This is a genomic window from Pandoraea terrae, from assembly GCF_902459695.1.
Taxonomy (GTDB): domain Bacteria; phylum Pseudomonadota; class Gammaproteobacteria; order Burkholderiales; family Burkholderiaceae; genus Pandoraea; species Pandoraea terrae.
Genome location: NZ_CABPRZ010000028.1, coordinates 47097 through 66524, shown reverse-complemented (window position 1 = coordinate 66524; position 19428 = coordinate 47097). Strand labels below are relative to the sequence as shown.

At 65.0% G+C, this 19428-nt stretch carries 24 protein-coding genes and 1 riboswitch; all 24 genes read right to left on the bottom strand.

The genetic code is table 11. The features are described 5' to 3' along the window. Positions 1-52: 52 nt before the first annotated feature. The 24 genes from PTE30175_RS23770 to PTE30175_RS23655 all read right to left on the bottom strand — a co-directional run bounded on the left by PTE30175_RS23770 (position 53) and on the right by PTE30175_RS23655 (position 19050). A complete protein-coding gene (locus tag PTE30175_RS23770) occupies positions 53-418 on the bottom strand; it encodes a phosphoribosyl-ATP diphosphatase (protein ID WP_150699541.1) in 366 nt (121 codons plus the stop codon). Next, positions 415-813 carry a phosphoribosyl-AMP cyclohydrolase gene (hisI, locus tag PTE30175_RS23765; RefSeq protein WP_150699540.1) on the bottom strand — a complete coding sequence of 133 codons (399 nt, stop codon included), beginning with the start codon at positions 811-813 and terminating at the stop codon, positions 415-417. Before hisI ends, PTE30175_RS23770 begins: the two co-directional genes overlap by 4 nt. 3 nt (positions 814-816) lie before the next feature. Next, on the bottom strand, positions 817-1590 hold the full coding sequence (gene hisF, locus PTE30175_RS23760; RefSeq protein WP_150699539.1) for an imidazole glycerol phosphate synthase subunit HisF: 774 nt from the start codon (positions 1588-1590) through the stop codon (positions 817-819). Positions 1591-1621: 31 nt separating this feature from the next. Continuing rightward, positions 1622-2371 carry a 1-(5-phosphoribosyl)-5-[(5-phosphoribosylamino)methylideneamino]imidazole-4-carboxamide isomerase gene (gene hisA / locus PTE30175_RS23755; protein WP_150699538.1) on the bottom strand — a complete coding sequence of 250 codons (750 nt, stop codon included), beginning with the start codon at positions 2369-2371 and terminating at the stop codon, positions 1622-1624. Between the two features lie 180 nt (positions 2372-2551). Further along, entirely contained in the window at positions 2552-3190 is a 639-nt protein-coding gene (hisH, locus tag PTE30175_RS23750; protein WP_150699537.1) for an imidazole glycerol phosphate synthase subunit HisH, read from the bottom strand. Then, a complete protein-coding gene (locus tag PTE30175_RS23745) occupies positions 3187-3807 on the bottom strand; it encodes a YchE family NAAT transporter (protein WP_150699563.1) in 621 nt (206 codons plus the stop codon). The genes hisH and PTE30175_RS23745 overlap by 4 nt, the downstream gene beginning before the upstream one ends. 51 nt (positions 3808-3858) lie before the next feature. Further along, on the bottom strand, positions 3859-4446 hold the full coding sequence (gene hisB / locus PTE30175_RS23740) for an imidazoleglycerol-phosphate dehydratase HisB (protein WP_150699536.1): 588 nt from the start codon (positions 4444-4446) through the stop codon (positions 3859-3861). A 24-nt stretch (positions 4447-4470) separates the two neighbouring features. After that, entirely contained in the window at positions 4471-5535 is a 1065-nt protein-coding gene (gene hisC / locus PTE30175_RS23735; RefSeq protein ID WP_150699535.1) for a histidinol-phosphate transaminase, read from the bottom strand. Between the two features lie 71 nt (positions 5536-5606). After that, positions 5607-6929, bottom strand: a complete 1323-nt coding sequence (gene hisD, locus PTE30175_RS23730) for a histidinol dehydrogenase (protein WP_150699534.1) — start codon at positions 6927-6929, stop codon at positions 5607-5609. Positions 6930-6939: 10 nt separating this feature from the next. Beyond that, positions 6940-7653: an ATP phosphoribosyltransferase gene (gene hisG / locus PTE30175_RS23725; RefSeq protein ID WP_150699533.1), complete on the bottom strand. Its 714-nt coding sequence runs from the start codon at positions 7651-7653 to the stop codon at positions 6940-6942. Continuing rightward, positions 7650-8990 carry a UDP-N-acetylglucosamine 1-carboxyvinyltransferase gene (gene murA, locus PTE30175_RS23720; protein WP_150699532.1) on the bottom strand — a complete coding sequence of 447 codons (1341 nt, stop codon included), beginning with the start codon at positions 8988-8990 and terminating at the stop codon, positions 7650-7652. Before murA ends, hisG begins: the two co-directional genes overlap by 4 nt. Next, entirely contained in the window at positions 8987-9226 is a 240-nt protein-coding gene (locus PTE30175_RS23715; RefSeq protein ID WP_150699531.1) for a BolA family protein, read from the bottom strand. Before PTE30175_RS23715 ends, murA begins: the two co-directional genes overlap by 4 nt. A 17-nt stretch (positions 9227-9243) precedes the next feature. Next, complete coding sequence (locus tag PTE30175_RS23710) at positions 9244-9999, bottom strand: ABC transporter permease (RefSeq protein ID WP_150699530.1); 756 nt, start codon at positions 9997-9999, stop codon at positions 9244-9246. Continuing rightward, complete coding sequence (locus PTE30175_RS23705; protein WP_150699529.1) at positions 9996-10940, bottom strand: ABC transporter ATP-binding protein; 945 nt, start codon at positions 10938-10940, stop codon at positions 9996-9998. The genes PTE30175_RS23710 and PTE30175_RS23705 overlap by 4 nt, the downstream gene beginning before the upstream one ends. A gap of 254 nt (positions 10941-11194) precedes the next feature. After that, positions 11195-11452, bottom strand: a complete 258-nt coding sequence (locus PTE30175_RS23700; RefSeq protein ID WP_150699528.1) for an STAS domain-containing protein — start codon at positions 11450-11452, stop codon at positions 11195-11197. A gap of 4 nt (positions 11453-11456) precedes the next feature. Further along, on the bottom strand, positions 11457-12077 hold the full coding sequence (locus PTE30175_RS23695) for an MlaC/ttg2D family ABC transporter substrate-binding protein (RefSeq protein WP_150699527.1): 621 nt from the start codon (positions 12075-12077) through the stop codon (positions 11457-11459). Between the two features lie 132 nt (positions 12078-12209). Next, on the bottom strand, positions 12210-13154 hold the full coding sequence (locus PTE30175_RS23690; protein ID WP_150699526.1) for an MlaA family lipoprotein: 945 nt from the start codon (positions 13152-13154) through the stop codon (positions 12210-12212). After that, positions 13151-13687 (bottom strand): outer membrane lipid asymmetry maintenance protein MlaD, encoded by a 537-nt coding sequence (gene mlaD, locus PTE30175_RS23685; protein WP_150699525.1) that lies wholly within the window; start codon positions 13685-13687, stop codon positions 13151-13153. Before mlaD ends, PTE30175_RS23690 begins: the two co-directional genes overlap by 4 nt. Positions 13688-13705: 18 nt before the next feature. Continuing rightward, on the bottom strand, positions 13706-14476 hold the full coding sequence (gene mlaE, locus PTE30175_RS23680) for a lipid asymmetry maintenance ABC transporter permease subunit MlaE (RefSeq protein WP_150699524.1): 771 nt from the start codon (positions 14474-14476) through the stop codon (positions 13706-13708). Continuing rightward, complete coding sequence (locus PTE30175_RS23675; RefSeq protein WP_224788945.1) at positions 14473-15285, bottom strand: ABC transporter ATP-binding protein; 813 nt, start codon at positions 15283-15285, stop codon at positions 14473-14475. Before PTE30175_RS23675 ends, mlaE begins: the two co-directional genes overlap by 4 nt. A 328-nt stretch (positions 15286-15613) precedes the next feature. Next, the gene (locus PTE30175_RS23670) at positions 15614-16819 is read right to left on the bottom strand and encodes a thiamine phosphate synthase (protein ID WP_224788944.1); all 1206 of its coding nucleotides are present in this window, start codon (positions 16817-16819) and stop codon (positions 15614-15616) included. Beyond that, positions 16816-17685, bottom strand: coding sequence for a thiazole synthase (locus PTE30175_RS23665; RefSeq protein ID WP_150699561.1), 870 nt, complete (start codon positions 17683-17685; stop codon positions 16816-16818). Before PTE30175_RS23665 ends, PTE30175_RS23670 begins: the two co-directional genes overlap by 4 nt. A 16-nt stretch (positions 17686-17701) precedes the next feature. Beyond that, positions 17702-17899 carry a sulfur carrier protein ThiS gene (gene thiS, locus PTE30175_RS23660; RefSeq protein WP_150699560.1) on the bottom strand — a complete coding sequence of 66 codons (198 nt, stop codon included), beginning with the start codon at positions 17897-17899 and terminating at the stop codon, positions 17702-17704. Between the two features lie 8 nt (positions 17900-17907). Then, entirely contained in the window at positions 17908-19050 is a 1143-nt protein-coding gene (locus tag PTE30175_RS23655; RefSeq protein ID WP_150699522.1) for an FAD-dependent oxidoreductase, read from the bottom strand. Between the two features lie 58 nt (positions 19051-19108). Beyond that, positions 19109-19228, bottom strand: a riboswitch (TPP riboswitch). Positions 19229-19428 lie beyond the last annotated feature (200 nt).

Genomic DNA, 19428 nt, shown 5'->3' with positions numbered 1-19428 from the left:
GCGCCAAAGAGGAAAAACGGCGGCGTTCAGGCGAGCGCCGGCGCGTCGGATCTCAGTCTTCGTGCTCGCCGCGCGTCTTGCGCTGCGCCTTTTCGACGAGTCCGGACAGGCCTTCGCGACGCGCCAGCTCGTTCAGCACATCCGCCGGGGACAGGCCATGGTGCGCGAGCAGCACAAGGCTATGGAACCACAGGTCAGCGGTCTCGTTGACGAGCTTCTGATGCATGTCGCCATTGCCGCCGATGCGGATGTCCTTGGCCGCCAGCACCACTTCCGTGGCTTCCTCGCCGATTTTCTTGAGGATGGCGTCGTCGCCCTTGTGGAACAGGCGCGATACGTAGGATTTGTCGGGATCGCCGCCCTTGCGCGATTCGATGACCTCGGCCACGCGCTGCAGAGTGTCGTTCATCTGGCTCATTTGTAAATCTTGTGCGGGTCTTTCAGGACCGGCTCGACAGTGGTCCAGCGGCCATCGTCAGCCGTCCCCTCGAACTTCTGGAAAAAGCACGAATGGCGGCCCGTGTGACAGGCGATGCCGTCGATTTGCTCGACTTTCAGGAGAATCACGTCCTCGTCGCAGTCGATGCGCAGGTCGTGCACTTTCTGCACGTGACCCGACTCCTCGCCCTTGTGCCACAGGCGGTTGCGCGAGCGCGACCAATAGACGGCTTCTCCGGTTTCCACCGTGCGCTTGAGCGCATCGCGATTCATCCACGCCACCATCAGCACGTCGCCCGTGCCGACCTCCTGGGCGATCGCGGGCGCCAGGCCCCGTTCGTCCCATTTCACGTGGTCCAACCAGTCTTGCGTCATGATCTACAGCCTCACCGAGATGCCCTGTTCGGCCATGAAGCGCTTGGCCTCGCCGACGGTATGCTCGCCGTAGTGGAAAATGCTCGCCGCGAGCACCGCATCGGCATGGCCTTGCGTCACACCGTTGGCCAGATCGGCCAGCGAGCCCACGCCGCCCGAAGCGATCACCGGGATGGTGACCGCATCGGACACCGCCCGCGTAAGCGCCAGATCGAAGCCGCTCTTGGTGCCGTCGCGGTCCATGCTGGTCAGCAGGATTTCGCCGGCGCCGAGCGCCTCGATGCGTTTGGCCCATTCGATGCAATCCAGGCCTGTGCCCTTGCGGCCGCCGTGCGTGAACACTTCCCAGCGCAGCGGCTCGCCATCGGCGGACACGCGCTTGGCGTCAATCGCGACGACAATGCATTGCGAGCCGTACTTGCCGGCCGCGTCCGCCACCAGTTGCGGATTGGCGACGGCCGACGAGTTCATGCTGACCTTGTCGGCGCCGGCGTTGAGCAGCCGGCGCACGTCGGCGACTTCGCGCACGCCGCCGCCGACCGTCAGCGGAATGAAAACCTGCGCCGCCACCGATTCGATAATCGGCAGGATCAGGTCGCGCCCGTCGGAGGTCGCAGTGATATCGAGAAAGGTCAGTTCGTCGGCGCCCTGTTCGTCGTAGCGGCGCGCGATTTCGACGGGGTCGCCCGCGTCGCGCAGTTCGACGAAGTTGACACCCTTGACCACCCGCCCGGCGGTAACGTCCAGGCAGGGAATGATGCGTTTAGCGAGAGCCATGTTGCGAGCGCGAGACGGCCGCCGTGGCCGCTTACGCCTCTCCTTCGGAAAGCGCGTCCGCGCGCGATTGCGCGTCGGCGAAGACCAGATCGCCCGAATAGATCGCCCGGCCGCAGATCACACCCTCGACGCCTTCGCGCTCGACCGCGCACAGGGCGTCGATGTCGGCGAGGTTCGACAGGCCACCGCTGGCGATCACCGGCACCGTAACCGCTTGCGCCAGGCGCACGGTCGCGTCGATATTGATGCCCTGCAGCATGCCGTCGCGGCCGATATCCGTGTAAATGATCGACTCGACGCCGTAATCCTCGAATTTGCGGGCCAGATCGACCACTTCGTGGCCGGTCAACTTGCTCCAGCCGTCGGTGGCAACCTTGCCATCGCGGGCGTCGAGCCCGACGATGATGTGGCCGCCGAAGGCGCTGCAGGCTTCCTGCAGGAAGCCGGGGTTCTTGACCGCGGCGGTGCCGATGATGACGTAGGACAGGCCGTCGTCGAGGTAGCGCTCGATCGTGTTCAGATCGCGGATGCCGCCGCCCAGCTGGACGGGGATATCCTCGCCGACTTCCTTGATGATCGCGCGAATGGCCGCCTCGTTGCGCGGCTTGCCGGCGAACGCGCCGTTCAAGTCCACCAGATGCAGCCGGCGGGCGCCCTGCTCGACCCAATGACGGGCCATGGCAGCGGGGTCCTCCGAGAATACAGTGGCTTGATCCATGTCGCCCTGTTTAAGGCGAACACATTGACCGTCTTTAAGGTCGATGGCCGGAATGAGCAGCATAGGCAATCGTGAAACGTCGCTAGTGGGAAGAGGAAAAAAGGCGCCAGACGCGGCGCAAACCCGCCCCGTGCCGAGCGGGGCGCTGGCGGTCCGGGATCGGGTTCATATTAGTACAACTTGAAACAGTATAGCTGGCACATGGCTGGGGCCGGGCATTGACACGCCGCGCGGGCGCTCGGGTCAGGGATTCCAGTGCACGAAATTGCGGTAGAGCGCGAGGCCGAACGCCGCGCTCTTCTCAGGGTGAAACTGTGTCGCGAAGATATTATCCCGCGCCACCGCGCAGGTAAAGGGCACGCCATAGGTCGTCTCGCCCGCGGTCAATGCCGGATTCGCCGGCACGACGTAATAACTGTGCACGAAATAGAAGTACGCCTCGTCCGGAATGCCCGCCCAGAGCGGGTGGCTGATCGTCTGGCGCACACGGTTCCAACCCATTTGCGGCACCTTGAAGCGGGAACCGTCGTCCTGCAACTGGCCATCGAGGTCGAAACGCACCACGCGGCCCGGCATCAGGCCCAGCGCCGGCGTGTTGCCCTCTTCGCTGATGTCGAACAGCATCTGTTCGCCCACGCACACGCCCAGCATGGGCTTGGCCGCAGCCGCCTCGACGACCGCATCGCGCAAGCCAGAGGCATTAAGGCACCCCATGCAGTCGCGCATTGCGCCTTGGCCCGGCAGCACCACACGGTCAGCGGCACGGATCTCGGCGGCTTCACTGCTGATGCTCACGTCGGCTTCCGGCGCGGCGGCGCGCAGCGCCTGATAAACCGAGCGCAGGTTGCCCATCCCGTAATCGACAATCGCAATCTTCGTCATTTCAAACTCGGCAGCAATATTTTCAAACCATCGACAATGAATTCCACGGCCAGCGCCGACAGGATCAGCCCCATCAGGCGCGTGCCGATGTTGATGCCCGTGCGGCCCAGCCAGCCTTCGATACGCCCGGCCAGGCGCAATGCCAGCCAGCATACCGCACCCAGCGCGGCGCCGATGGCCACCAGCGACGCCACCTGCGTCCAGTGCTGCGCGCGGCCGGAGTAAATGATGACCGTGCTGATCGTGCCCGGCCCCGTCAACAGCGGGATCGCGAGCGGCACCACGGCGATATTGGGCCGCGCTTCCGCTTCGTGCTGCTCTTCCCGTGTCGCCCGCGTGTTGCCGACCTGGGCGTTCAGCATGTTCACGGCCATCAACAGCATGATGATGCCGCCACCAACCTCGAGCGACGCGATCGAAATGCCGAAGAAGCGGATGATGGACTCGCCGAACAGGCCCGAAATCGCCACCACCAGCGCCACCGAGATCGCGGCGATCTTGATCGTATGCCGCTTCTCCACCGGCGTCTGTTGATCCGTCAGACTGATGAACAGCGGGATCGCACCGAGCGGGTTGATCAACGCCAGCAGCGAAATGAAAAACTTGAAGGCGTCCAGGGTCACGGTCGTCTCACGCGGACTGCATCACGAGGGCTTGCGATCGGGTGATCAGAGGCTTCCCTTGGTCGACGGCACAACGCCTGCCGCACGCGGATCGATTTCGACCGCCATGCGCAGTGCCCGGCCAAACGCCTTGAACACCGTTTCGCACTGGTGGTGCGCATTGAGGCCGCGCAGGTTGTCGACGTGCAGCGTGATGCCGGCATGATTGACGAAGCCGCGGAAGAATTCGATGAGCAGGTCAACGTCGAACGTGCCGACGCGGGCACGCGTGAATGGCACGTGGAATTCGAGGCCCGGACGGCCGGAAAAATCGATGACGACGCGCGACAGGGCTTCGTCGAGCGGCACATAGCTGTGGCCGTAGCGCACGAGGCCCTTCTTGTCGCCGACCGCCTTCGCGACCGCCATGCCGAGCGTGATGCCGACGTCCTCCACCGTGTGGTGGTCGTCGATATGCGTATCGCCCTTCGCGGTGACTTCCATGTCGATCAGGCCATGACGCGCGATCTGATCGAGCATGTGGTCCAGGAACGGCACGCCGGTGTCGAGTTGCTTGCGGCCGGTGCCGTCCAGGTCAATCTTGACGCGAATTTGCGTTTCGCTGGTATCGCGAACGACTTCCGCAATGCGCATGGTGACTATTCTCTTCGATATCGTTTAGAGTGCGGCGGCCAGTGCTTCGACCAGCGCCGCGTTCTCTGTGGGGGTGCCGACCGTCAGCCGAAGGCAATTGGCCAGCAATACGTGCATTTTACCCACGTTTTTGACCAAAACCTTGCGCGCCAGCAGGCCGGCATGGGTTTTGGCGCCGTCGGGCACCCGCACAAGCAGGAAATTCGCGTCGCTCGGATAGACCGTCACGCCCGGCAGCGCCGCCACGGCCGCCGCCAGCGTCGTGCGCGCGGCCCGCAACTGAGCGGCCTGCGCGTCGAGGACATCGACGTGATCGAGCAGGAATTCGGCGCACGCCTGCGTCAGCACATTGATGTTGTACGGCGGGCGGACCTTGTCCAGTTCGTTCATCCACGCAGCGCTTCCCGCCGCGTAGCCGAGCCGAATGCCCGCCAGACCGAGCTTGGAGACCGTGCGCATCACGATCAGGTTCGGAAATTCGGGCACACGGCCCATCCAGGTCTTGCGCGCGAAGGGCTGATACGCCTCGTCGACGACCACGAGGGCATCGCCCGCCGTGCGGATCAGCGTCTCGATCTGCGCATCCTCGAAAAGATTGCCGGTCGGATTGTTCGGATACGCCAGATAAATGACCGACGGGCGGTGCGCCGCGATCGCGTTCAGCATGCCCGGCATATCGAGCGTGAAATCGGCCTGCAGCGGCACGCCGACAAAATCCAGCCCCGCCAGCCGCGCCGACACTTCATACATGACGAACCCGGGCGTCGGCGCGAGAACCTTGGCGCCAGGCCGGGCGCAGGCCACCGAAATCATGCTGATGATCTCGTCGGAACCGTTGCCGAGCAATAGCGATGCGCCGGCCGGCACGCCCATGACCCGCGCGAGCGTGTCGAGCAGCCCCTTGGGGCGCGGCGCCGGATAGCGGTTCAGCGCCACGTCGGCCAGCCGCCGGCCGAGCGCTTCGCGCAGGGCATCGGGCAAGCCGTAGGGATTCTCCATCGCATCCAGCTTGATGAAGCCCGTGTCGTCAGGCACGGGATAGGCGCTCATGGCGAGCACGTCAGGACGAATCACACGCGCGACAGACATGTCGGAATCACTTCGCTCGGTCAGAAAATCGGAATGGCGGCCGGGTGCCGGAGGGCATTCCGGCATCCCTCTCAGGACCTCCCGCGCAAGCGGTATTCGGCGCTCCTGGCATGCGCCTGCAAGCCTTCGCCGTACGCGAGCTCGGCAGCGATCTCGCCGAGCATCTGTGCGCCCTGCTCGCTCACTTCGATCATGCTGGAACGCTTGATGAAGTCGTACACGCCCAGTGGCGACGAGAACCGGGCCGTGCGCGACGTCGGCAGCACGTGGTTCGGTCCGGCGCAGTAGTCGCCGAGGCTTTCGCTCGTGAAACGTCCCAGGAACATCGCCCCCGCGTGACGGATCTTGTCCGCCCATTGCTGCGCATCGGTCGCGGAAATTTCGAGATGCTCCGGCGCGATCTGGTTGGCGATATCGCACGCTTCGGCCATGTCGCGCACCTTGATCAGTGCGCCACGGCCCTGCAGCGATGCCGCGATAACATCGCGGCGAGGCATGTCCCCGATCTGGCGCTCCAGCGACGCGTGCACCTTCTCGATGAAGGCGGCGTCCGGCGACAACAGGATCGATTGCGCGAGTTCGTCGTGTTCGGCTTGCGAAAACAGGTCCATCGCCACCCAGTCGGCGTCGGTCGTACCGTCGCAGATCACGAGGATTTCCGACGGCCCCGCGATCATGTCGATGCCGACGGTGCCGAATACGCGGCGCTTGGCGGCAGCGACGAATGCATTGCCCGGACCGACGATTTTGTCCACGGCAGGCACGGTTTGCGTGCCGTAGGCCAGGGCGCCGACAGCCTGTGCACCGCCGATCGTGAAGACACGGTCGACGCCCGCAATGTGCGCGGCGGCCAGGACGAGCGGGTTCTGCACGCTGTCCGGCGTCGGCACGACCATGATGATTTCCTTGACGCCGGCTACGCGGGCCGGAATCGCGTTCATCAGCACGGACGACGGATACGCGGCCTTGCCGCCCGGCACGTAAATGCCGACGCGGTCGAGCGGCGTGACCTTCTGGCCGAGCACCGTGCCGTCGGCTTCGGCGTACTGCCAGCTATGCGTGCCGCATTCGATGCGCTGCTTCTCGTGGTAGGCGCGCACGCGCGCGGCGGCGGCTTCGAGCGCCGCGCGGCGCTTGGGTTCCAGTCCATCGAGCGCCGCTTCGAGCGCGCTCGCGGGCAGCTCCAGCGCATCCATGCGGGTGGCGCTCAGGCGGTCGAAACGATGGGTGTATTCAAGCACGGCGGCGTCACCGCGGGCTTTCACGTCGGCGAGGATCTCGGCGGCGGCGCGGTCGATGGCCGCGTCTTCGCTGGCCTCGAACGCCAGCACGTCGTTCAGCCGGGCGGCAAAGCCGTCAGCCGTGGAATCGAGTTTGCGGATGTCGAGTTTCATGCGTCAAGTGTCATGCATTGGCCCCCGAAGCACGTTCGAAAGCTTCGAGGATCGGCTGCAGCGATTCGCGCTTGAGCTTGAGCGCAGCCTGGTTGACGACAAGGCGGGAGGAGATTTCCATGATCTCTTCCACTTCCACCAGATTGTTGGCCCGCAGCGTGCCGCCGGTGCTGACGAGGTCGACGATCGCATCGGCCAGGCCCACGAGCGGCCCGAGCTCCATCGAGCCGTAAAGCTTGATCAGGTCGACGTGCACACCCTTGGCCGCGAAATGCTCGCGCGCCGTCTGGACGTATTTCGTCGCCACGCGCAGACGCGCCCCCTGGCGCACTGCGTTCTGATAATCAAAGCCCTTATGCACAGCAACAGACATGCGGCAGCGGGCAATGTTCAAATCGATCGGCTGGTACAGACCGCCGCCGCCGTGCTCGATCAGCACGTCCTTGCCGGCCACGCCAAAGTCGGCGGCGCCGTATTGCACGTACGTGGGCACATCTGTCGCGCGCACGATGATGACGCGCAGATTCGGATCCGTCGTCGGCAGAATGAGCTTGCGCGAGGTTTCCGGGTCTTCCGTCACCTCGATGCCGGCAGCGGCGAGCAACGGCAGCGTTTCCGTAAAGATACGCCCTTTCGACAAGGCCAGGGTGAGCGGCTGCGCAAGCGGCCTGGCGCTCACGTGGGCCGCCGGCAGCGTGGCAGGCGCGGACTTGGGCGTACTCATGCAATCTCTCCCTGGCGCGCGTCGACGCGCCGGATACGCGCGCCCACGGCGCGCAACTTGTTTTCGATACGATGATAGCCGCGATCGAGGTGATGAATGCGGTCGACCCGCGTCTCGCCTTCGGCCACCAGGCCCGCCAGCACCAGACTGGCGGAGGCGCGCAGATCGGTCGCCATGACATGCGCGCCCGACAGGCGCGTCACGCCGCGGATCATCGCGGTATTGCCCTCGATGCCGATATCGGCGCCCAGGCGCTGCAATTCCTGCACATGCATGAAGCGGTTCTCGAAGATCGTCTCGACGACCTGCGCTGCACCATCGGCAATGCAGTTCAACGCCATGAACTGCGCCTGCATGTCCGTCGGAAACGCCGGGTACTCGGACGTACGGAAGCTCACAGCCTTCACGCGCCCGGCCATCGCCACGCGAATCCAGTCGTCGCCGGTCGTCACGTCCGCGCCCGTTTCGCGCAGCTTGTCGATGACGGCGTCGAGCGTGGCCGGGGCCACGCGGCGCAGCACGATGTCGCCGCGCGTGGCGGCCGCAGCGCAAAGGAACGTGCCAGCTTCGATACGGTCGGGCACGACGTTGTGCGTCGCGCCATGCAGGCGGGACACGCCGCGCACCACGAGGCGCTCGGTGCCGATGCCGTCGATCTGCGCGCCCATCTTGACGAGCAGCCGCGCCAGATCCGTGACTTCCGGCTCACGCGCCGCATTCGCCAACACGGTCTCGCCGTCGGCCAGCACCGCAGCCATCAGCAGATTTTCCGTGCCGGTCACGGTGATCATGTCCGTGACGATCGTCGCACCGCCTCGCAGGCGCGGCGACTTCGCCAAGATATCGCCGTGGCTCAGCGTGATTTCCGCGCCCATCTGCTGCAAGCCTTTCACGTGCTGGTCGACAGGCCGCGCGCCGATGGCGCACCCGCCCGGCAGCGATACGCGCGCTTCGCCGCAGCGCGCAAGCAGCGGACCCAGCACGAGAATCGACGCCCGCATGGTCTTGACCAGATCGTACGGCGCCGACGGATGCGTGATGTCGGACGCATCGAGCGTAACCGATTCGCCGTCGCGCGCGACTTTCACGCCCATCTGGCCGAGCAGCTTGAGCATGGTGCGCACGTCATGCAGATCGGGCACGTTGTGCAGCGTCAGCGGGTCGGTCGTGAGCAAACTGGCGCAAAGGATCGGCAGCGCCGCGTTCTTCGCGCCCGACACCGTGATCTCGCCCGCCAGCCTTTCGCCGCCTTCCACCACCAGATGGTCGGCGGCAACACGCTCGCCGGCCACGTCCCCACTGCCGGCCGCGCCGGCGCCTTCCTGGGTCATCCTCATAGCGCCTGATACTCCGCCGGCGTAAGCGTCTTCATCGACAAGGCGTGAATCTCGGCTTTCATGCGGTCGCCGAGCGCGCCGTACACCAGCTGATGGCGCTGGATCAGACGCTTGCCTTCGAACTGGGCGCTCACGATCGTGGCGAAGAAATGCTGTCCGTCGCCTTCCACGGCGACGTGCTCGCAGGCCAGGCCGGCCTCGATGTACTGCTTGATTTGTTCGGGGGTGGGCAACATTGCCAATCCTCAGATGTTCAGTGACGCAGTTTATAGCCGCGGCGCAATAGCGATATCGCCACTGCCGCCAGCACGGCAAACGTGATGCCGACAACCGTCAGGCTCGTGCCGGGGGCGACGTCCGAGACGCCGAAGAACCCGTAGCGGAAGCCGTCGATCATGTAGAAGAACGGATTCACGTGCGACACGGCCTGCCATAGTGGCGGCAGGGAATGGATCGAATAGAACACGCCGGCCAGGAACGTTGCCGGCATGATCAGGAAGTTCTGGAACGCCGCGAGCTGGTCGAATTTCTCGGCCCAGATGCCGGCGATCAGCCCGAGCGTGCCAAGGATCGCCGCACCGAGGAAGGCGAACATCAGGATCCAGAGCGGCGCCGCGAACGACAGGTGGGCAAAACCCGCCGTCACGACGAACACGCCGGTGCCCACGGCCAAACCGCGCACCACGGCGGCCAGCACGTAAGCGCCAAACATCTCCCAATGGGACAGCGGCGGCAACAGCACGAACACGAGGTTACCGGTAATCTTCGACTGGATCAGCGACGACGAACTGTTCGCGAACGCATTCTGCAGCACGCTCATCATGACCAGGCCCGGCACGAGAAACGACGTGTACGTGATCTGATCGTAGACTTTCACGCGGTCTTCAAGCACATGGCCGAAGATCATCAGATACAACAGCGCGGTGAGCACCGGGGCGGCGACCGTCTGGAAGCTGACTTTCCAGAAGCGCAGCACTTCCTTGTACAGCAGGGTGCGAAAGCCGATCATGCCGCCACCTCCAGACCTGCCCTCGCGCCATCCCTTTTTGCGCCGTTCATGATCTGGACGAAAACGTCCTCGAGATCGGCCCGCTGGATTTCAATGTCCTCGATGAGACAACCGCCCGCGCGGCACGTGGCGAGAATCGATTCGACTTCATCGGCACCGGCCAGGCGCAGCGCGAACTGGCGGCCGTTGGCGTCGTCGCCGTCGATCATCAGCGGACGCAGGGCGTCGGGGAGCGTGCCCTGCTTGAAGCGCAACACGAGGCGCGTGCCCGCGAAACGCTGCAGCAGGCTGCTCGTGCGCTCAAGCGCGACAACTTCGCCGCGCTTGAGCATGGCGATGCGGTCGCACAGCGTCTCCGCCTCTTCGAGATAGTGCGTAGTCAGCACGATGGTGTGGCCTTCGCGATTCAAACGCGCGATGAATTTCCAGAGCGTTTGACGCAGTTCGACGTCAACGCCCGCGGTCGGCTCGTCGAGCACGATGACGGGTGGACGATGCACGAGCGCCTGCGCCACCAGCACACGGCGCTTCATGCCGCCCGAGAGCTGGCGCATGTTGGCATTGGCCTTGTCCGTCAGGTCGAGATTGGCCATGACCTCGTCGATCCAGTCGTCGTTGCGTGTCAGGCCGAAATAGCCCGACTGGATGCGCAGCGTCTCACGTACCGAGAAGAACGGGTCGAAAACCAGCTCCTGAGGCACGACGCCGAGCTTGCGGCGCGCTTCGCGGTAGTCGCGCACGACATCGTGGCCCAGCACGCTGACGCCGCCGGCGTCGGCGCGGGCCAGGCCCGCGAGGATACTGATCAGGGTTGTCTTGCCGGCGCCGTTGGGGCCGAGCAGACCGAAGAATTCCCCTTCTTCGATCGAGAAACTGACGCCTTTGAGCGCCTGCAGCGCGTCATAGCGTTTCTTGACGTTACGGATTTCGATGGCGGCCATGGGCTGCGGGCGGATCGTTCGCCCAAAAATGGGAGGCTACGGCCGAAACCGCAGAAAACCCCCGATTATAAAGGAACGCAATGGTGCCCGTGCCGCCCGGATATATTGGCACGCATTCGTCCCGGCTTCGCGCCCTGCGGCGCATCCACCCAAAGTGGGCGCTCGCCACGCGGTTGCGCCAGCGCGCCAAATAAAAACGCCGTCGCAAGGACGGCGTTTATCGGGCGAGGCAGCTGTCCGGGAACAGCCGGCCCTCACCCGGCCAACAGATGATCGACGCCGTAGACCGTGGCGAGGCTCGCCAGACCGTTCGGCATATTGGTGAAGGCCAGCGGTACACCGCGCCGGCCGGCGTGCCGGCGCAACGCCAGCAAGACGGCTAACGCCGACGAATCGAAATGCGTCAGGCCGGCACAGTCAACTTGGGTCTCGCCGGCATCGATGCGGCCGATAGCATCGGACAGCACCGCACCGGCGGTATCGACAGTCAGTTCGGTTTGCAGCGCCAACATGGGCTTACTTACCACTGCTTGCAAGCTGGCGATTGCGTTCCGTCAGGAATTTGATCAGGCCGTCGACGCCGCCGCGGCTGATCTGCTCGGTGAACTGGCCACGATAGGCTTCGATCAGCCATGCGCCCAGCACGTTGATGTCGTAGACCTTCCAGCCGGCCGGCGTCTTGATCAGGCGGTAGTCGATCTGGACCGGCTGGCCATTGTTGATGACTTCCGTGTAGATGACGGCGTCAGTGTCCGACGGTTGGCCGCGATACGGCTTGAACGTCACTTGTTGGTCGCGGATCTGCGCGATGGCGCCCGAATACGTGCGCAGCAGCAGTTGCTTGAACTGCTCGGCAATCAGTTGCTGCTGTTGCGGATTCGCACTTTGCCAGTTGCGGCCCATCGCCAGACGCGTGGTGCGCTGGAAATCGGCGTGCGGCATGATCTTCTGCTCAACCAGCGAAGTGATGTGCTGCAGGTCACCCTTGGAGATCGCCGGGTCCGACTTGGCCGCAGCCATGACTTCGCCAACGGTTTCCTTGACCAGCACGTCCGGTGCCTGCGCATCCTGCGCGAGCGCCGAGCCGGCGGCGAACGTCATGAACGCCATAACGGGAATAAGCCAGAATTTCTTCATCTTGCGTGTCCTTGTCCTAGTGCATGTTGACGGGTTTGAACCCGTGGCGCGCCGTGAGTTTCGTTTTCGCGGCGCGCGCCTTGTAACAAACTGTTGCCCGCGCCGCAGCGCGGGACGAAAACCGTTCGCCGGTCAGTGCTTGAACGGCAAGCTGCCGGGAATTGGGACGTGCAACGGCAACGGCGCGCCTTGCGGCGCTGCAGCAGGCGCCGACGCCGGCGTCGGCGCGGACGTCATGTCCCCGGAAGCCGGTGCCTGCGGCGCTGCGGCCGCCCCCGACGCCGGCATGGGTGCCGCAGATGCCCCGGAGGCCGGCGCCTCCTCTTCATAGTTCGGCAGCGCCGGCTTGCCGCCCGGGGTTTCGTCTTCGTAATTCGGCAATGCAGCCTTGCCTGCCGCCCCGCCGCTAATCAGGTAACGGCGCCGCTGCAGATAGGCGTCGCGCGTGAACGAATACGGATCCAGCGCAGCCGCCGCCAACAGGTCGGAGGCGTCGAGCAGGTTGGCGCGGGTGTTCACGACACGCACGCCGTACAGCGTGTAGCTGACCCAAGCCGGGTTCACGTAGGTCGTGGGATCGATGTACATGTTGCCGACCAGGCCGGCGGTATCGCGAATTGTGCTCGGGCCCAGGATCGGCAGCACCAGATACGGACCCGGCGGCACGCCCCACTTGCCGAGCGTCACGCCGAAATCCTGGCTGTGCTTCGGCAGGCCCGCCGGCGTGGCGAAATCGACCAGGCCGCCGACACCGAACACCGTGTTGATCGTCAGACGCATCAGATCCTGCGCGGCCGCCGTGATCTCGAGTTGCAGCAGATTGTTGACAACGTTGTACACGTCGCCGATGTTCGAGAAGAAGTTGGTGACCGAATCGCGCGCCGGTTGAGGCAACACAAACCGGTAGCCCTTGGCCACCGGCGTCAGCACGGCGCGGTCCACCGTGTCGTTGATCTGGTACATCGTCCGGTTGAACCCTTCAATCGGGTCCGCCGGATTGGGGTTGGTGACCGTCGCACACCCGGCGAGGGTCACGGCACCCGCCGCAAGCGCGGCAGAGGTTCGGAGACTGGTCATTTTTTATTTTCCTGAGGTGCCGTCGCGCCCGGCACGGCAGGCACGGCGGATGCCGGCGTACCGTTCTGGGCGCCACCTGCATCGGCGGCCTTGTTATACAGGAACTGGCCGATCAGGTTTTCGAGCACGATGGCAGATTGTGTCATCGTAATCGTATCGTTGGCTTTGAGCATCTGGTCGTCGCCGCCCGGCTCCAAACCAATATATTGTTCTCCCAGCAGACCCGACGTCAGGATCTTGGCCGACGAATCCTTCGGAAAGTGGTATTGCGCATCGAGGTTCAGCGTGACTTCGGCGATGTACCGCTTGTCGTCGAAGTTGATCGAGGCGACGCGGCCCACCACGACGCCGGCGCTCTTGACCGGCGCGCGCGGCTTCAAGCCGCCGATGTTGTCAAAACGAACCTTGACCGGGTAGGTGCTGTTGAACGACAGCGCACTCATATTGCCGGCCTTCAGCGCAAGAAACAGCAGCGCAGCGAAACCCAGTACCACGAAGAGGCCTACCCAGAAGTCGAGAGCGTGTTTTTTCATTATCAGTCGTCAAACGAATCAGTTACCGAACATCAGCGCGGTCAGGAGGAAGTCGAGGCCGAGCACGGCCAGCGACGCATACACGACCGTGCGCGTCGTCGCGCGAGCCACGCCTTCCGGCGTCGGCTGGGTTTCATAGCCTTGATAGAGCGCGATGAAAGTCACTGCAATGCCGAACACCACGCTCTTGAGCACGCCGTTCGCCACGTCGGCCCAGACATCGACGCCGCCCTGCATCTGCGACCAGAACGCACCGGCATCGACGCCAATCAGCTGCACGCCGACCAGATAACCGCCCATGATACCCACGGCCGAGAACATCGCCGCCAGAAACGGCATCGCGATCACGCCGGCCCAGAACCGCGGCGCAACCACACGCGAGAGCGGATCGATCGCCATCATTTCCATGGCCGTCAGTTGCTCGCCGGCCTTCATCAGTCCGATCTCGGCAGTCAGCGACGTGCCGGCGCGCCCGGCAAACAGCAGCGCCGTCACGACCGGCCCCAGTTCGCGCACGAGCGAAAGCGCCACCAGCAAACCGAGCGCCTGTTCCGAACCGTATTTGTTGAGCGTGTAATAGCCCTGCAGGCCGAGCACGAAGCCGACGAACAAACCTGACACGACAATGATGACGAACGAATAATTGCCGACGAAATGGACCTGGTCCGTCACCAGCCGCGGCCGGCGCAACAAGCCCCGGCTGACGCCCAATACCCGCAGGAACATGCGCGCCGCGTAGCCGGCGCTTTCGACCTGGGTACGGACCAGGCGCCCGAGTGCCGTGATCATGCCCGCCCCCCGATACCGAAGTCCTCGGCCAGCGGCGCTGCGCCGTAATGAAATTTGACCGGGCCGTCGGGCTGCGCGTCGATGAACTGGCGCACGCCCGGGTCGCTCGAGGCGCGCAATTCCGACGGCGTACCCTCGGCGGCAATCTGGCCTGCCGCGATGAAGTACACGTAGTCGGCAATCGCAAACGATTCCGGGACATCGTGCGTCACGAGAATCGACGTGGCCCCGAGGGCGTCATTGAGCTTGCGGATCAAGTTGGCGGTAATCCCCATCGAAATCGGATCGAGGCCGGCGAACGGCTCGTCGTACATGATCAGCGACGGATCGAGCGCGATGGCTCGCGCCAGCGCCACGCGCCGCGCCATGCCGCCGGAAATCTCGGCCGGCTTCAGGTCGCGCGCGCCGCGCAGACCCACGGCGTTGAGCTTCATCAGCACCAGGTCGCGGATCATCGTTTCGGGCAGACGCGTATGCTCGCGCAACGGAAACGCCACATTGTCGAATACCGTCATGTCGGTAAACAGCGCGCCGAACTGAAACAGCATGCCCATGCGGCGGCGCAGGGCATACAGCCCGTCCCGATCGAGCCCGCCGATGTCGCGGCCCTCGAACGCCACGGCCCCGCTGTTCGCGTGCACCAGGCCGCCGATCAGTTTCAGGACGGTGGTCTTGCCACAGCCGGAACCGCCCATTACCGCTACCACCTTGCCGCGGCCAAACCGCATGTTCAAGCCGGAAAGCACGAGCCGCTCGTTATAACCAAAGCTGACGTCGCGCAATTCGAGCAAATTTTCGGAAGCTGGGATAGGCACGTTGTCGGATTCTATAGTGCAGCGCAAAACGGCAATTATAGGGGGGAATGCGCTTCCATGCGCCGAACGGCGGCGCGCCCGATTCAAGGGTGAAACACTTTTGGAGAGCCTGCCAGCTGAATCGCCCGGGCAAGGCATGGCGCGCCGCCCCGCGCCCGCCTTGGCCGGACCGGCGCACAGACCGTCAACCGGACGAACGCGATATTGTTGCGAAATTGCTACAATATGCCGAAGTTCGCAATACAGTATTGATCCACATGACAATACGGCCGGCTTTCCGATGTTTGGGCGAATCCCCAAAAAGATGCCCTAAGCGAGTGCCCTAATCGCGATTCGCAAAGGTCGCCTGGAGTCCGTTGACCGCGCGCTCCGGATCTGCCGCTTCGGTGACGGCCCGCACGACGGCCGCACTGCCGACGCCGGTCGCCAGCACGTCCGCCAGGTTTCCCGCATCGATCCCGCCAATGGCCACGAGCGGGTAATGCGGCTGAATCAGACGGACGAATCGCGCCAGCTTGGCCAGCCCCTGGGGGGCCGTGGCGATCACCTTGGTGGTCGTCGGAAATACGGCGCCAACCGCCAGGTAGCTCGGCATGAAATGGTGTGCCGCGAGGATTTCATAGTAGCCGTGGGTGCTGATGCCGAGCCGCATGCCGGACGCGTGCAGCGCCGCCACGTCGTCCGCCGAGAGCGCCTCCATGTCTTCCTGCCCGAGATGCACCCCGTAGGCCCGCGCTTGCGCCGCCTGGCGCCAGTGGTCGTTGATGAAATATTGGCCGCCCGCACGTAACCCGGCCTCGACCGTTCGCGCGATTTGCGCCACGAGACCGGGGGTTGCGCCGTCTTTGATACGCAACTGCGCCGTCCTCACCCCATAGTCGGCCATCCGCTCGCACCATCCGGCATCGGGCAGCACCGGGTACAGGCCGAGTGCCGGGGCACAGCCCGGAAAGCGCCCCGGGCCCGGCTTGAGTCCGGTCACGCGCGGGAACGTCTGCAGCTTGACGGGCCAGTCGCCCAAGCCGTTGCCGGGTTCGGCGTGGCTGCCATCGCTGCGCCACGCGCGGCCCAACGCCAACGCATCCTGGGCGGCAAACCCGCAGTCGAGGAACGCCGCCATCGCCGGGAGAAAGGCCGGATCGCCGGCGCCCGCCAGGCGGTACACCACGCCATCGAGATGCAATTCGTCGGCCACTTCACCGCCCTCGGCGGGACGCGAAAGCAGCACGGCCGCCCCCGCTTCACACCACGCCGCGACCTGCGCGCGCGCATCGGCCCCTTCGGGGACGCTCGGCGGCCAGATCAAATCGCCCTTGCCGGCGCGCACCGGCATACCGGCATGCACGCGCCATGCGGGTGCTTCGGCAGCATCCGGCCAAGGGGCGAGCCGGGCGCGAATCGCCTCGGCCTCGGCCTGCCTTGCGCGCGAAACATCATCGCCGGCCGGCGCAAAGGTGACATTCGCCAACGCCTTGCGCGCTGCGTCAGGCGATACGGCGCCAAAGGTGGATGCGGCGGCCGGGTTCACGCGCCCGCCTGATGCCAGAACGGCACACCCACGACTGGCGTGCTTGCCTGGGCACTGTCGCGCTCGGCCATCGGACCGGCCAGCCACGCCGCACGTCCGGCACGAATTGCAGCGGCGAATGCGCCGGCCATCTCCACCGGCTGGGCCGACTGCGCCACGGCGGTGTTGAGCAGCACGCCGTCGAACCCCCACTCCATCACCTGACACGCATGCGACGGCAGGCCGAGACCCGCATCGACGATCAAGGGCGTGTCGGGCAGGCGATCGCGCAACAGGCGCAGGCCGTAGGGATTGATGACGCCCTTGCCGGTGCCGATCGGCGCGCCCCACGGCATCAGCGCCTGACAGCCGACGTCGAGCAGGCGGCGGCACAGCACCAGGTCTTCGGTGCAATACGGCAGCACCTTGAAGCCGGCCTGGATCAGCTGCTCGGCCGCGGCCACCAGGCCAAACGGATCGGGCTGCAGCGTGTAGTCGTCGCCGATCAGTTCCAGCTTGATCCAGTCCGTTTCGAACACTTCGCGCGCCATATGCGCCGTAGTCACGGCTTCCTGCACGGAATGGCAGCCGGCGGTGTTCGGCAACACGGGCACGTCGAGACGGCGCAGCGTGTCCCAGAAATGGCCGCCCGTCGACTGCGCGTCCTGGCCCGACAGCTGCCGGCGAAGCGCCACGGTCACCATGCCCGGACGCGCCGCGTCGATCGCATCGCCCAGTGTCTGCAACGACGGATACCGCGCCGTGCCAAGCAGGAAGCGGCTTGCGAAGCGGGTGTCGTAGAGCGTGAATGCGTCGCGCGGGCCGTTCACGCCAAAACTGCCGGCGGCATCGGCATGCGATCCCGTGTTCGGGTTCGTCTTTTGCATCGTTTGCGCGCTCATTTCAGCCTCCCGCGACCGGTTGCACAACGTCGATCTTGTCACCCTGGGCGAGTGCGTGCGCGGCATATTGGCTCTTCGGCACGAACAGCCCATTGATGGCCGCCGCGAACGGCGGTTTGGCGCCGTAGGCGCTCAGCGCCTCGGCGAGCGTAGCCGAATCGGCTACGGTCAGGGTGTCTTGATTGATCTGGATGTCCATCGTCTTGCTCATGCCTCCGTCTGACGGAACAGGTCCGGCCACGGCCGTCCTGCTCTCCATGTGTCCCAATCCAGCGTGCGCCCGGCGGTCGCGCCGCCCAGCAGCGCCTGCGCCAGCGCGCACGCTTCGCCCGTCACCGCCGGGGCCAGCAGGTAGCCGTGGCGGTACAGGCCGTTCACGCGCAGCGTACGCTTGCCGTCCCACTGCACGCGCGGCAGATGGTCCGGCAGCGCTGGCCGGCAGTTGACGTTCAATTCGAGGATGCGCGCCTCGCCGAACGCCGGATGCAGCGAAAAGGCCGCCGACAGCAACTCGAGTGCTGAACGTACAGTCATCGGCGACATGTCCTCCGACTCGAGTTCCGTGGCCCCGATCACGTACAGGTCGTTTTCTTTCGGCGCGATGTAGATCGGGTAGCGCGGATGCAGCAGCCGCACCGGCCGGCGTAGCCCGATGCCCGGCGCATGAATCCGCACCACTTCGCCGCGCACGCCGCGCAACGACGGCATCACGGGACGCGCCCCGAGCCCCCGGCAATCGATGACGAGCCCGGCGTCGGGCACATTCCCCTCGTCGATCGCGGTATGCCAATGCAGCTCGGCACCGGCCTTCTGCAGCCCGGCCCCGAGCGACTTCAGCAGTTGACGGTTATCGAGTTGCCCTTCGTTCGGCAACAGCCAGCCTTCCTGGAAGCGTCCGGCCAACGCCGGTTCCACGTTGCCCAGTTGTTGGCCGGACAAGCGTTCGACTCCGCCACGCAGCAGTTCCGGGGGCGCGTTCGCGCGCATGCGGCGGTCGAACATGACCGCCTCGGAACGATCCGGCTGATGCCAGACGACGAGCGTGCCGTTGCGTTGAAAGAAGACCGGATCGGGCAGCCCCTCGAGGAGGAACGGCCATTGCTCGAGCCCGGCAGCCCCCATGGCGACGATACTTGGCTCGGCGACGGCGGCTTCGGCCAGCGGCGCGAGCATCGCGGCGGCGACCCAGCCGGCGGCGGCCGAACCGTCGGCGCCGCCGCGCTCGTAAAGCGCGACGCGCAGCCCCGCGCGCACGAGTTGCCACGCGACGAGGCGGCCCGACAGCCCGCCGCCGAGAATGGCGACGTCCGGACGGGACGCGTTGGCGCTATGAAGTTCGAGGGATTGCATGGGGAACCTTTATGCCTGTTCGCAAAAAGGACGAAACGGTGATGGCCACCTTACCCCATTGGAGGAGTCGGAAACTTCCCACGCCGGTATTACCCGGGTCGGGTGCAAAGGGTCTCTCTCAGCCCCGCGCGGCGTGTCTGCCGACACCGCTTCGCACGAAGCACCCCTGTTTCGCCCGGAGTCATTACAACATAAACGCCGTTGGGCGTGCAATACGGACGGGGCCCGCATCGCAGTGCACAAACGTCCCGTTTTTCAATGTTTCCCTTATTGCGGGCGCTTGCGTCCTGCCGGGCATGTAACACGTGGTAAACGACAAACGCTGACATTTCCCGTCCGGGAAACCCATAATGCAACGCAGCATCGCCGCGCCGGTCC

Bases quoted from the DNA above. Each gene is read 5' to 3' on its own strand.
- mlaE (WP_150699524.1), bottom strand. From the start codon at position 14,476: ATGATCACGGCACTCGGGCGCCTGGTCCGTACCCAGGTCGAAAGCGCC.
- PTE30175_RS23655 (WP_150699522.1), bottom strand. From the start codon at position 19,050: ATGCAATCCCTCGAACTTCATAGCGCCAACGCGTCCCGTCCGGACGTC.
- hisI (WP_150699540.1), bottom strand. From the start codon at position 813: ATGACGCAAGACTGGTTGGACCACGTGAAATGGGACGAACGGGGCCTG.
- hisG (WP_150699533.1), bottom strand. From the start codon at position 7,653: ATGAGTACGCCCAAGTCCGCGCCTGCCACGCTGCCGGCGGCCCACGTG.
- PTE30175_RS23715 (WP_150699531.1), bottom strand. From the start codon at position 9,226: ATGTTGCCCACCCCCGAACAAATCAAGCAGTACATCGAGGCCGGCCTG.
- hisA (WP_150699538.1), bottom strand. From the start codon at position 2,371: ATGCTGCTCATTCCGGCCATCGACCTTAAAGACGGTCAATGTGTTCGC.
- mlaD (WP_150699525.1), bottom strand. From the start codon at position 13,687: ATGAAAAAACACGCTCTCGACTTCTGGGTAGGCCTCTTCGTGGTACTG.
- hisH (WP_150699537.1), bottom strand. From the start codon at position 3,190: ATGACGAAGATTGCGATTGTCGATTACGGGATGGGCAACCTGCGCTCG.
- PTE30175_RS23695 (WP_150699527.1), bottom strand. From the start codon at position 12,077: ATGAAGAAATTCTGGCTTATTCCCGTTATGGCGTTCATGACGTTCGCC.
- PTE30175_RS23770 (WP_150699541.1), bottom strand. From the start codon at position 418: ATGAGCCAGATGAACGACACTCTGCAGCGCGTGGCCGAGGTCATCGAA.
- hisB (WP_150699536.1), bottom strand. From the start codon at position 4,446: ATGCGCATTGCGGAAGTCGTTCGCGATACCAGCGAAACGCAAATTCGC.
- hisF (WP_150699539.1), bottom strand. From the start codon at position 1,590: ATGGCTCTCGCTAAACGCATCATTCCCTGCCTGGACGTTACCGCCGGG.
- hisC (WP_150699535.1), bottom strand. From the start codon at position 5,535: ATGTCTGTCGCGCGTGTGATTCGTCCTGACGTGCTCGCCATGAGCGCC.
- murA (WP_150699532.1), bottom strand. From the start codon at position 8,990: ATGAGGATGACCCAGGAAGGCGCCGGCGCGGCCGGCAGTGGGGACGTG.
- PTE30175_RS23705 (WP_150699529.1), bottom strand. From the start codon at position 10,940: ATGGCCGCCATCGAAATCCGTAACGTCAAGAAACGCTATGACGCGCTG.
- thiS (WP_150699560.1), bottom strand. From the start codon at position 17,899: ATGGACATCCAGATCAATCAAGACACCCTGACCGTAGCCGATTCGGCT.
- PTE30175_RS23665 (WP_150699561.1), bottom strand. From the start codon at position 17,685: ATGCAAAAGACGAACCCGAACACGGGATCGCATGCCGATGCCGCCGGC.
- hisD (WP_150699534.1), bottom strand. From the start codon at position 6,929: ATGAAACTCGACATCCGCAAACTCGATTCCACGGCTGACGGCTTTGCC.
- PTE30175_RS23710 (WP_150699530.1), bottom strand. From the start codon at position 9,999: ATGATCGGCTTTCGCACCCTGCTGTACAAGGAAGTGCTGCGCTTCTGG.
- PTE30175_RS23690 (WP_150699526.1), bottom strand. From the start codon at position 13,154: ATGACCAGTCTCCGAACCTCTGCCGCGCTTGCGGCGGGTGCCGTGACC.
- PTE30175_RS23700 (WP_150699528.1), bottom strand. From the start codon at position 11,452: ATGTTGGCGCTGCAAACCGAACTGACTGTCGATACCGCCGGTGCGGTG.